Raw genomic sequence first — 11,097 nt, 5'->3', positions numbered from 1 at the left:
GCAGATTGTTTCCCGTGTTATCTTACGGGGTAGTACCTTACGCTACTTCACACAATGCCCTATCTGGGCGCACTTCCCCGACAGTGATTTTCTCAATCAGGGCGTTGACCATAGCGGCGGACAGCTCGGCGGTGTCGGCGTACCCGGCAATCAGGGAAAAGAAGTCCTTTACCCCGTTGTCGGCGGTTTCCTTTTCAGCCAGTGAAACGTTGATTTCCTCAATCCGGGCCGAAAGCTGGGCCTGTTCCGCTTCGTATTTCCGGGAAACCATGTCATAATTGCGCTGGGTAATACGCTCCATGACCTTATCTTCATACAGGGCTGAAAAGAGCTTGTCCAACTCGCCCAGCCGCTTGTCCAGCTTGCGCTTTTCCCGTTCCAAAGCCTTTTGCTCGGTGGCCCCGATGGAGGACAGCCGCTCCTGAAGCTGGCGCACCCGCTTTTCATCCCCCTCCACCGCCAACTTTGCGTAATGGCGAATATCGGCCAGCACAGCGTCAAACAAGTCCCTGGCTTCGATGGTGTGGGCTGAACAGCCCTCGGTGCCGTTGGTGCCGTAGTTGTTGCACACATACTGCACACAGTCTATCGGATCGGGCCGCTTGCGCCGGTTGACGCTCATGGCCCGCATAGCGTAGCCGCAGTCGGCGCATTTCAGTATCCCGGAAAAGATGTTGTCAAAGCCGCTCCCGCCCTTGTCCCGCCGCCTGCTGGTCATCAGCCGCTGGACGGTATCAAACTGCGCCTGGGTGACAATGCCCTCGTGGGTGTTGGGTATCACCTCCCATTCCTCCGGGAGCCTGGAGGGGCGTTTCTTGCTTTTCATGCTCACCGCCACCCGCTTATACCCTACAAGATTTCCGGCGTACACAGGGCTGCGTAGAATGGCCCTGACGCTGTTGTTGCTCCACTGGTAGCGGTTATCCTCCTTGCCCTCAAAGTGCCGCTCATAGCCGCTCTCACCCCGCTCTGCAGCGGCGTAGGCGGCGGGGCGGAGGATATGGCTGGCGTTGAGGTGGTTGCGTATCTTGGCGATCCCAGCCCCGTCCAGCGCCATTTGAAAAATCAGCTTCACCACCGGAGCCGCTTTCTCGTCAATAATCAGGTGGTTGTGGTCGGCGGGGTCTTTCAGGTAGCCGTAGGGGGGAGAGGTGGACACATACAGACCGCTGTTGAACCTGGCACGGAGGGCCGATTTCACCTTCATGGACACATCGGCGGCGTACATTTCGTTCAGGATGTTCCGAAACGGGGTAATGTCCATAGCACTCTTGTTCAGCGTGTCCACCCCATCATTGACAGAGATATACCGCACCCCATGCTCCGGGAAGAACACTTCCAGATACAGCCCGCAGTCCAGATAGTTGCGGCCCAGCCGGGACAGGTCTTTGGTGATGACACAGTTGATACGCTTGGCTTCAATGTCCTGAATCATGCTCTGAAAACCGGGCCTTTGAAAATTCGTTCCAGAATACCCATCGTCTACATAGGTCTGGACAAGGTGCCAGCCCCGTTGACGTACATACTCGGTGAGGATGGCCTTTTGCGTCCCAATGCTGGCGCTTTCATCGCCGGAACCGTCCTCTTTCACGTCCTCCCGTGACAATCTGCAATAAATCGCCACATCGTAAATGGTGCTGTCTTTTTTCGTTCCCATCGTGATACCTCCTTGTGTTGAACAGACTTTACGGACAGTTTATCCGCTCTCACCCTCCTTGTCCAAGGTGCGGCGGCGTTCAAGCTGCCGCCGCAAATCCTCATAAATAACGGGGAAAAGAACATCTTCCATGCTCTTTTCCCCAATGAATACCCGCTGAACAACAAGGCGGGGCTTCTGCCGCTTTGGAGCGGTCTGCTTCGCCATGCCGCTCACCTCCCGTCCCGGCTGGAACGCTGGCGCTCCAGGTGGCGGGCGTAAAAGGCCAGGGCTTTCAGGATGAAGTCCTCTTTCTGCTGGGGAGTACGCAGCTTGTTCAGGTACTTGCCAACCTTGTCGCTGGACAGCTTGATGTACTCCTTCTGATTGCCCTTGACCTCCGACATGATGTGGAAGATACCATCCATATCAAGCTGGCCCGTTTCGCTTAGCTTTCGCATACGGATGGCCTGGGACAAGGAGGGGGTGGCGTCCTCACTTTCAATGGTTTCCAGCAAATCCCGCTGTTCCCGCTGGGTCAGATAGGACAGCTCCACGGCGGGGGTAAAGGCGATCCTGCCCTCGTCTACCAGGGCCAGGAGGGGCTTTTCCAGTTTGGTCAGGCGGATATACCGCTGCACCTGTGTTTCGCTCTCGCCGGCATTCTGCGCCACAGCGCCCCGTGACGACTTCTGTCCAGGTTGGACAGACCTTTTTCCCTGGTGCCGCAGGGCTTCCACTTTCATCTTGTAGGCAAACGCCTTTTCAGACGGTAACAGCCCCTCCCGTTGGATATTGGAATCCACCATGAAGATCACGGCGCTGTCACGCTCCATATCATGGACAAGGGCGGGGATTTCCTCAATCCCCGCCCTCTTGCAAGCGTGTATCCTGCGGTGCCCGCTGACGATCTCATAGCCGCTTTCCTTGACCGGGCGCACCACAACGGGTGTCATGACGCCAAACTCCTTGATACTCTGGACAAGCAGCTCCATCCCCTCGTCGTCCCTGACCTGAAAGGGGTTGTTCTGAAAAGCCATGCACTCCGATACCTTGATTTCCTGAATATTCATCTATCATTCCCTCTTTCCTGAATTTTTCGGGCTTCCCGCTCACTTTTCGTCAACTGCGCCAGCAGTTCCGGGGGAATCCGGGAGATGATTTCCGCCAGCCGTTTTTGCTCCCGGTTCAGTTGATACAGCTTGTAGTTAGCTTCCTCCAACTCCTGTTTGTAATCCTGATTGGCCCGCCATGCCGTGGCCCTGCCCTCCGTCACATAGGCAAGCTCCCGTTCCAGGTCGGCGATCTGCTTGTCTGTGCTGGCGACCTGGGCCTTTAGCTGGGTCATTTCCGGGGCGTACCTGCCGAGGAGGGCGATGGCTTCCTCCTTTTTCCTGCCGCTGTTCAGAACGCCGATACTGTTGATGGCCTGACAAATCTCGTCATAATGCTTGTATAGCTCCGCTGTCAGCTTGAACATATAGGGCGGGACGTGCTTACGATGGGTCAGCTTTTTGGGCAAGCCACGGGACAGGTCGGGGTAACGCTGGTGCATATGCTCGTAAAACCTGTCCTGCCATTTCACAAGGCCTTGCGGCCCGCCGATAATGTCCTTGGAGGACAAGCGGCCCTTGGCGGTGATGGGGACAAAGCAAAGGTGCATGTGGGGAGTAACCTCGTCCATATGCACCACGGCGGATATGATATTCTCTTTTCCGAAATTCTGTTCAAAGAATTGGTAGGCGTGGCTGAAATACACCCGCTGTTCCTCCTGGCTCTTTGCTTTCAGCCAGTCAGGAGTGCCGCCCACAAAGCAGTCCTGAAGCACAACGCTGTCCTTGCGCCGCCGTGCCCCGGCCTGCTCAATGCGGGCCAGCACAGCGTCCCGGTAGGGGAGGGACGGCGCTATGATGTGGTAGTTCAGGCCGGTGCGCTCCCGGTCGATGTCGGGATTGCTCTTGTATTCTTCTTTCAGCCGTTCATGGTGCTTGTTGATACGCCCCACCGAGGGCAGCTTTCGTTTTTCGATCCGCATGATTGCGTAATTCGCCATAGCGACCTCCTTTGAGGAAGGATGTAAGAAGTCACATTGTCCCGTAGAAGCGGGCGGTATCTCCCATCCCTCCGTCTGTGTTTGGAACGAATGTGTTCAAGACCGGGCGGGGTCAGGTACACAACATTTGCGCCCGCAAAAAGATACCGCCATGCTTTGTTCGCTCTCCGCTCACAAAGCATAACGGTATCTGGTGGTGGTTGTGGCGCTCGCCCCGGCTCGCGCCACAACCGCCGCCGCAGGCGCAAGTGTTGTGTAACCCACTACACCTTGCAAGCAAGGTGGTGGGCCAGAGGGCTTCCCTCTGGACTCCCTTTTGGGTGGCGTCATAGACCGTCCTCGTCAGGTAGCGACCAAAGCCATACAGCCCCCGCCTTGATGGAGCGGACGCCCATGAGCTGCTTGGCCTTTTTCGCCGTACTCTCCCCAACACCCGCCGTCCTCAGTTTCTCCATAATTTCCCGCTGGGGCTTCGGCCCGTCCGAGAGAAGCTGACTTATTACCTCTTTGGCCTGCCGCATTTGGGTGTCAGGTCTGCCCAGGTTGGCGAACACGTTGCCCAGCACTTCATCCGCTGTCCTGGCGGTTTCCTCAAGCCACTGGACAGCGCCACCTACTGAAAAGACGATGGCGCTGCCGGTAGGCCCCACGTTGCATTTCACCTGGGCCATGATACGCTCGTCCGGGTGTTCACGGTCTGTCCGGGCCACCAGCAGGACGCTCCGGGCAGCGCCCACAATGTCCACGGAGCCGACGGCCCGGTTGATGGCCTTTTGCCCGATAGCTTTGTTCATGTGGTGGACGATGAGGATGGCGCACCGCTGTTCCCTGGCGATCTCAATGAGGGGGCGGAACTGCCGCCGCACCTCGTTGGCGGCGTTGATACCTGTTTCCTCCCCGATGTAGGCGGAGAGAGGGTCGAGGACAACGAGCCTTGCGCCGGTCTGCCTGACGGCCTGTGTCAGCCGTTCATCGGAAAAAGAGAGATACCGCTCCCTCTCGCTGATGAACAGCAGACGCTCCGGGTCGCCCCCGGCGCTGATGAACCGGGGGACGATGGTATCATCGGCATCGTCCTCGCTGGATTGGTAAATGATGTTGATTGGGGGGTGGCCCGTGCCGTCCGTAAAGGGCATGGGCTGGCCCCGGCTGAGCATGGCGGCGAGGTTGAGGACAAAGGTGCTTTTGCCGTCCCCGGCGTCCCCCTGCACCACGGTTATCTTGCCGAAGGGGATGTAGGGATACCACAGCCATTCAATCTTCCGTACCTTGACCTCGCTGGCCTTTGTGATTTCAATTTCTGCCATGTGACTGCTCCTCTCGTTAGCTTGATTATGGCATAAAAATAGGGCTGGGAGTTTCCCCGGCCCTATGTACGCAACGGTATAATGTGACTTCTTACATCCTTCCTTTGCGGCCAAAAGTATGTTGAATTTTTTGGTGGATGCTGGTATAATGACGTTGATAGAATAGTTTGGCGCCCCGAATTTATGGAGGAACGCAATGGAAAACTACAATTTTCAGATTACGCCATATGATATAGAAAGCCTTTTACCGCAAGTAAGTAAAGCACTTGAGAAAAGAACCGAGTTTGTTTCAAGAGAGCGTTACCCAGGTCTATGGGAAAACATTGATAAGCTCAATGCTGTGTCAAAAGGAAAGCGACGGAGCAGTCTCCGCTCAAAGATAATGAGCATTATCTGTTTGGTGCTGGGGGTATTTCTCTTTGTTCCTGGGCTTATGAAACCGCAGGAACTACTTGTCCCTTTGCTTGTAGGTGCTTTTGCCATAGTTATTGGCATTGTTTACTTATACATCGGTAGAAAAGACAAGAAAAATCCCTTTGATAAGTCTGCGAGACTGTTGCTGATGGGTAAAGATACCATTTCTGCAAAACAGTCTATCATGGTGTCTTTTTCTGAATCAGGGATGGAGATACGAGCAGATGATAGAGAACCCCAGCACATCCCATACAGTGACTTTGAATCTATGATAGAGACTGAGGATTTGTTCCTTTTCGTTCATGATACTCGCATTACCGTACTACAAAAGAAAGACCTGACATCTAATGACATAACTGATTTCCGCAATTTCATTTCAAGAAATGTCCCGCAATCAATTGTGTAAATGCTACGGGTTTAGCCTTGAAGGAAGTGTTTTGATGAGCCAAATCCAAGTGCAAATGATAGATAATACTGTTTCATCGGACTGGTGGAGAAAACTTGTTCAGCATTTTGTCAAAGTCGGCGATGAATTAGAAATTCGTTGTTGGAAGGAAGAAACTGCGGAAATTCAGCAGGCATCCTTGTACGGAAAACCTGTAAGCGAAAAGCATGAAGTTTCAATCAAGGGAACTGTTACAACGAAATTACTTGCGGAGTTATCAGCGGATGAATCAGTAGATAGAAGCGTATATAATAAAATGACCAAATATTTTACAATCAATTCCAAAAACGGACAGCGGAAGTTTAGTAGCGCCCATTATGGCACAGAAATGTATATAGACGAGGCATCTGAAGATGATACTGCTTTCTTTTCAAAAATCATGGAGCAATATGATGATTGCTTCAGTATCAGCATAGAGGAATAGTAAACCACCATTTATTGAGGGATATGAAACAGGCAGGCACACGTAGAACCTAAAAAACTATGTACCCACAAGCCTATTTGTCCCCGACACCCCGGCTGCCGCCAAAAGTATGTTGAAATTTGGCGGGTGCTGGTATAATGGCGATGGTAAAACTAACGGGCAAATGAGAATTTGTAAGGAAGTGACACTTTTATGAAGCGATTATCTTTTAAGTCACAATGCTATATTTCTTTGGCTATCGTGGCGTGCGGTTTTGTGTCCGCTCAAATTTTTAAGATGGGTATACTCCACAACATTATGTGGATTATCATTGGATTGCTCTTTTTTGTAAACCCTGTATGGCCTAAATCCGCAGATTGGCGTAGTCATGACGAGTTGACGAAAGGTATTCGTATTGGCAGTGTGCTGGTGATTATTGTGTTTGGGTTTTTGATTCGTTATGGCGTGTAACTTCCGATTTATCGGGGAGATGAACACAGCAAAATCCTTGCTAAAATCGGGAGTATGACTATGTATCTGCAAGCCCATTTGTCCCCGACACCCCGGCCCGCAAAGGGAAGTCGTCAAGCGGCGGTGTGCCGCACCACCTCACGGGAGTTTCACCCCAACTGCCGTTCTGACAGAGCCGCCTCCATTGTGTGAAGCTGTGGCTGGGCGGGAGTACCATTGTCATTCCGACTGTCATCGCCATGCCGGGGGCAAACCGGCACTTACAGGGGGTATTCTCGCTCGGCCCGGTAGGGCGGGGGTCATGGCGTACCCTGCTGCTGTGGCTCATGCTTTCGCACATCGGAACTGATGTACTTGACGAATGCGTGTCCAGTTGTCAAGGAGCATTGAGGGAATATCCCTCAACGTCCTACTACAACTTTTAAGGCCCAAAACGGAACTTTTATTTTCCCGTGAGTTTTCACAAAATTTTAGCTGGCATTTTTGCGGACGGAAACAGATATTGATTCAAGACACCCCAACGACACAAAGTAACTTCTTACATCCTTCCTTGCAAAAGCGGAGACACCCTGACAGGTGTCTCCGCTTTGATATGTGTCCGCAAAGTCCGTCCATCATCGGCGGGCCGCCATGGGCAGTCGAGATCATGGGAGGCAATCAATTTTGTCTGCACGTTGGTCCCAGCACCCATTTTCTGGGTACTGCCCAGCAGAATCCGCACCTTGCCCTCCCGGACCTTCCCAAAGAGCTCGTCCTTCTGTGCCTCGGTATTGGCCTGGTGGATAAAGGCGATCTCCTCTGAGGGGACGCCCCTGGCGATGAGCTTGTCCCGGATGTCCACATACACGCTGGTCTCCAGCCGGACAGTTTCCTCGTCCGCTTCGTCCTCGGGCTCCTGATCGCTGCCGTCCTCCTTCCCCGTTTGGGATGTTTTCTCCGATTTGCCCTTGGGCGTAGACAAATCGGAGAAAATGAGCTGTGTGCTCCGCGTTCCGGCGCTCTCCTGCCAGATATGAAACACATTTTCCACACAGGCGTTGACCTTGCTGCCGGGGTCGTCTGGCAGGAGGGGGTTGGCAAGCCGCTGGTCCAGCGCCAGCTTGCGTCCATCCGAGGTGATTTTCAGCATATTATCCACGTTAGGCTGTACCGTTCCCTTTCGGACCTCCTCTGCACGGACAGCCAATTCCTGGACCATAGCCTTTTGTGCCTCGCTGGGCTCGGTGGAGATGGTGAAGTACTCCGCCTCCGGGACGGGGAGGCGGAGCATATCCGCCGTCTGGATGTCCGCCGCCTCTTTCCAGAGGCTCATGAGCTCCGGCAGGTTGTAAAACCGGGCGAACCGGGTTTTGGCCCGAAAACCCGTGCCCTCTGGCTTCAGCTCCACCGCCGTTACCTTCTCGCCAAAGGAGGCCGCCCAGGAATCAAAATGACTTAATCCCCGCTCTTTTAGCATCTCAAATTGCAGATACCGCATCATGGTATACAACTCTACCATACTGTTGGAGATAGGCGTACCCGTGGCAAACACGATACCATGCCCCTCGGTAATCTCATCCAGGTAGCGGCATTTTCCAAACATATCACTGGATTTCTGTGCATCAATTTGGCTGATACCGGCTACATTCCGCATTTTTGTGTGCATGTAGAGGTTTTTGTGATAATGTGCCTCATCCACAAAGAGGCGGTCCACACCCAGTTCCTCAAAGGTGACAGTATCATCCCGTTTCTTGTCATTCAGCTTTTTCAGTTTTGCATCCAGCTTGAGCTTGGTATTCTCCATCTGCTTGATGCTCCACCGTTCGGCCTGTTCCAGCTTGGCCTCCTGAATGGCGATTAGAATTTCGTCAATCTGCTCTTGAATGACCCGTTTCTGCCGCTCCGGGGAGAGGGGGATTTTCTCAAACTGCGTGTGTCCCATCACAATGGCGTCGTAGTCTCCGGTGGCGATTCTGGCGCAGAACTGCTTGCGTTTGGCGGGGGTAAAGTCCTCCCTGGTGGCCACCAGTACCTTTGCGCCGGGGTATAGCTTCAGAAAATCGCCGCCCCACTGCTCCGTCAGGTGGTTGGGTACGACGAAAAGGGATTTTTGGCACAGTCCCAGACGCTTGCCCTCCATACAGGCGGCAATCATCGTAAAGGTCTTCCCAGCCCCCACACAGTGAGCCAGCAGGGTATTCCCGCCGTACAGCATCCGGGCCACGGCATTGCGCTGGTGGGGCTCCAGACTGTACTCCGGGTTCATGCCGGTGAAGCTGATGTGCTCCCCGCTGTACGTGCGGGGCCGGATGGCGTTGAACAGGCGGTTATAGGTGGCGCAGAGGTCGGCCCGGCGCTCCGGGTCCTTGAAAATCCAGTTCCGGAACGCCTCTCCAATCGCCTCCTTCTTCTGCTGAGCGATCATGGTTCTTTTCTGGTCCACCACGCGCTTTTCTTCGCCATTTACAGAAACCGTCTTGTATATCTGCGTGTCCCGCAGATTCAGTGCGTCCTCAAACAGCGCGTAGGCGCTGCGGTATTTTGCGCCGTAGGTGGACCAAATGAGCGGATTGTCCCGTTTGTCCTCGCTCTTGCCCTTGACGTTCCACTCGCCGGAGGCATCCGAATAGAGCACGTCCACCTTACCCTTCTGAAGATGCCAGGGGGTTTTCAGCAGCTCAAAGAGAAACTGTCTATAATACTCCGGCTTCACCCAGGGCGCGCCGATGTGAACGTCAATCTCGGCGGCGGTCAGATCCTTGGGCTGTACCTGCTCCAGCTTTTCCACGTTGACGGAGAACTCTGGGTATGTCTCAGCGGCGGCGCGGGCGGCGGTGAGCTTCCTCCGCACATCGCCGGAGAGGTATTCGTCCGCCGTCTGCCAGCCCTTGTCCCAGTTTGGGCCGCCCGCCTCCAGGTCAAAGGGGCCGGTGCTGGGGTCCTTGAAGATGACGCCCCGCAAATCCGCCACAATCTGGGGGATTTTATCCCTGCCGCCCATAAGGGAGGCCATATAGTCCAAATCCACGCCGGCTCTTTCACTGATGGAGACGGCCAGGGCCTCCGCCGCTGTGTCCGTGCTGGTGACGCTCCGGTGGTGCTGAATGGTCCGCTTGGAAAACATATCCGCCTTGCGGACCAGAGCGCCCTTGCCGTCCAACACCTCCAACGAGCACAGCAGCGGATAGGAGGAATCTTTTCGGAAAGCCAGCCGGTTTCCGGCGCTGTTCAGCAGACCGTATTTTTTTGTAAACTGGTCATAGAGCCGGTTCAGATTGGCCTGTTCGGCGTGGATTTCCTCGTCGTTCGCTCCACGCAGCTGCAAGTCAATGAGCGCCCGGGCGCTGTCCCGGATGGCGATCATGCCCTTGACGCGCTCCATAGGGGCCCTGCCCAGCTCAACCCGGTTCATGCGGGAATTTTCCCGGAAGTACAGCTTTCCGCCAGATAGGACAAAGCTGAAATTGCGCACAGCGGGGTCGGCGGGGATGGATTCGATCTCTTTGCCGTTCTCCTGCCCCGGCTGGACTTCCAGCAGTTCCCGGTTGGGCGGCGCAATGTGCTGGATGGCCCCGGCAAGCTGCTGGGACAGGTCGGCCCCCTCAATGGGCAGGCAGGCCGTCTCCGTCTCATTGCCGTACATATTCTTCCAAAACGACATTTTGCCCAGCACCATCTCCGGGTTTTGCAGAAAATAGCGGTTCAGGGGTACGCCGTCCTCCGTCCGTCCGGTTTCCACCCACTCCGGCAGCTTCTCCGGGGCGCGGTCACGCTTCTGGAAAAAGAGGATGTCCGTGGTAACTTCGGTACCAGCGTTGGCCTTAAACGCGCTGTTGGGCAGGCGAATGGCCCCCAGCAAATCGGCCTTCCGGGCCAGGGCCGCCCGAACACTGCTGTTTTTCTTGTCCAGCGTCCCCTTGGTGGTGACAAAGGCCACGATGCCGCCGGGGCGCACCTTGTCCAGCGTTTTCGTGATGAAATAGTCGTGAATGTACAGGTTCTGACGGTCATACCGGCGGTCGTGGACGCCGTAGCTTCCAAAGGGGACGTTGCCCACGGCCAGGTCAAAGTAGTTGTCTGGGTAGCCGGTGTTCTCAAAGCCGTCTATGGTGATGTCCGCATTCTGGTAGAGCTGCTTGGCTATCCGCCCGGTGAGAGGATCCAGCTCCACGCCGTGGAGCTTCGCCCCCGCCATGGACTCCGGCAAAAGGCCGAAGAAGTTGCCGATGCCCATGGACGGCTCCAGCACGGTCCCCGGCCGGAACTCCATATTCTCTACCGCTTGATAAATAGCCTTGACGACGGCGGGAGAGGTATAGCGATAGGTAATCCGCCGCTTTTACCGTCCTCATGAGAGGATGGCAGTCAGAGCGGATTTTCCCCCGCTTC

General features: G+C 54.8%; 9 protein-coding genes. 3 read left to right on the top strand and 6 right to left on the bottom strand.

Annotation, left to right across the window (positions count from 1 at the left end; all coding sequences use genetic code 11):
- Positions 1 to 37 precede the first annotated feature (37 nt).
- The 5 genes from D1159_RS17760 to D1159_RS17740 all read right to left on the bottom strand — a co-directional run bounded on the left by D1159_RS17760 (position 38) and on the right by D1159_RS17740 (position 4,996).
- Positions 38 to 1,657, bottom strand: a complete 1,620-nt coding sequence (locus D1159_RS17760) for a recombinase family protein (protein ID WP_161846946.1) — start codon at positions 1,655 to 1,657, stop codon at positions 38 to 40.
- A 39-nt stretch (positions 1,658 to 1,696) separates the two neighbouring features.
- Positions 1,697 to 1,864 (bottom strand): DUF4452 domain-containing protein, encoded by a 168-nt coding sequence (locus D1159_RS17755; protein ID WP_161846945.1) that lies wholly within the window; start codon positions 1,862 to 1,864, stop codon positions 1,697 to 1,699.
- Positions 1,865 to 1,869: 5 nt separating this feature from the next.
- Complete coding sequence (locus D1159_RS17750; RefSeq protein WP_161846944.1) at positions 1,870 to 2,709, bottom strand: ParB/RepB/Spo0J family partition protein; 840 nt, start codon at positions 2,707 to 2,709, stop codon at positions 1,870 to 1,872.
- Complete coding sequence (mobV, locus tag D1159_RS17745; RefSeq protein WP_161846943.1) at positions 2,706 to 3,689, bottom strand: MobV family relaxase; 984 nt, start codon at positions 3,687 to 3,689, stop codon at positions 2,706 to 2,708. The genes D1159_RS17750 and mobV overlap by 4 nt, the downstream gene beginning before the upstream one ends.
- 326 nt (positions 3,690 to 4,015) lie before the next feature.
- Positions 4,016 to 4,996, bottom strand: a complete 981-nt coding sequence (locus D1159_RS17740) for an AAA family ATPase (protein WP_161846942.1) — start codon at positions 4,994 to 4,996, stop codon at positions 4,016 to 4,018.
- A 196-nt stretch (positions 4,997 to 5,192) separates the two neighbouring features.
- Between D1159_RS17740 and D1159_RS17735 the strand changes: the two genes are divergently transcribed.
- From D1159_RS17735 to D1159_RS17725, 3 genes are all read left to right on the top strand, one after another.
- Positions 5,193 to 5,816, top strand: a complete 624-nt coding sequence (locus D1159_RS17735; RefSeq protein ID WP_161846941.1) for a YcxB family protein — start codon at positions 5,193 to 5,195, stop codon at positions 5,814 to 5,816.
- A gap of 34 nt (positions 5,817 to 5,850) precedes the next feature.
- A complete protein-coding gene (locus D1159_RS17730; RefSeq protein ID WP_161846940.1) occupies positions 5,851 to 6,279 on the top strand; it encodes a hypothetical protein in 429 nt (142 codons plus the stop codon).
- A 192-nt stretch (positions 6,280 to 6,471) separates the two neighbouring features.
- The gene (locus tag D1159_RS17725) at positions 6,472 to 6,729 is read left to right on the top strand and encodes a hypothetical protein (protein WP_161846939.1); all 258 of its coding nucleotides are present in this window, start codon (positions 6,472 to 6,474) and stop codon (positions 6,727 to 6,729) included.
- 538 nt (positions 6,730 to 7,267) lie between these two features.
- Here the strand turns inward: D1159_RS17725 and D1159_RS17720 are convergent.
- Positions 7,268 to 10,978 (bottom strand): DEAD/DEAH box helicase family protein, encoded by a 3,711-nt coding sequence (locus D1159_RS17720; RefSeq protein ID WP_347563724.1) that lies wholly within the window; start codon positions 10,976 to 10,978, stop codon positions 7,268 to 7,270.
- Positions 10,979 to 11,097 lie beyond the last annotated feature (119 nt).

Source organism: Pseudoflavonifractor sp. 524-17 (assembly GCF_009935845.1).
In the GTDB taxonomy this organism is placed as follows: domain Bacteria; phylum Bacillota; class Clostridia; order Oscillospirales; family Oscillospiraceae; genus Pseudoflavonifractor_A.
This window is presented reverse-complemented; position numbering and strand designations above follow the sequence as displayed.

Excerpts from the sequence above, each read along its gene's own strand:
- D1159_RS17735 (WP_161846941.1), top strand. The coding sequence starts at position 5,193 with ATGGAAAACTACAATTTTCAGATTACGCCATATGATATAGAAAGCCTT.
- D1159_RS17720 (WP_347563724.1), bottom strand. The coding sequence starts at position 10,978 with ATGGAGTTCCGGCCGGGGACCGTGCTGGAGCCGTCCATGGGCATCGGC.
- mobV (WP_161846943.1), bottom strand. The coding sequence starts at position 3,689 with ATGGCGAATTACGCAATCATGCGGATCGAAAAACGAAAGCTGCCCTCG.
- D1159_RS17730 (WP_161846940.1), top strand. The coding sequence starts at position 5,851 with ATGAGCCAAATCCAAGTGCAAATGATAGATAATACTGTTTCATCGGAC.
- D1159_RS17760 (WP_161846946.1), bottom strand. The coding sequence starts at position 1,657 with ATGGGAACGAAAAAAGACAGCACCATTTACGATGTGGCGATTTATTGC.
- D1159_RS17725 (WP_161846939.1), top strand. The coding sequence starts at position 6,472 with ATGAAGCGATTATCTTTTAAGTCACAATGCTATATTTCTTTGGCTATC.
- D1159_RS17755 (WP_161846945.1), bottom strand. The coding sequence starts at position 1,864 with ATGGCGAAGCAGACCGCTCCAAAGCGGCAGAAGCCCCGCCTTGTTGTT.
- D1159_RS17750 (WP_161846944.1), bottom strand. The coding sequence starts at position 2,709 with ATGAATATTCAGGAAATCAAGGTATCGGAGTGCATGGCTTTTCAGAAC.
- D1159_RS17740 (WP_161846942.1), bottom strand. The coding sequence starts at position 4,996 with ATGGCAGAAATTGAAATCACAAAGGCCAGCGAGGTCAAGGTACGGAAG.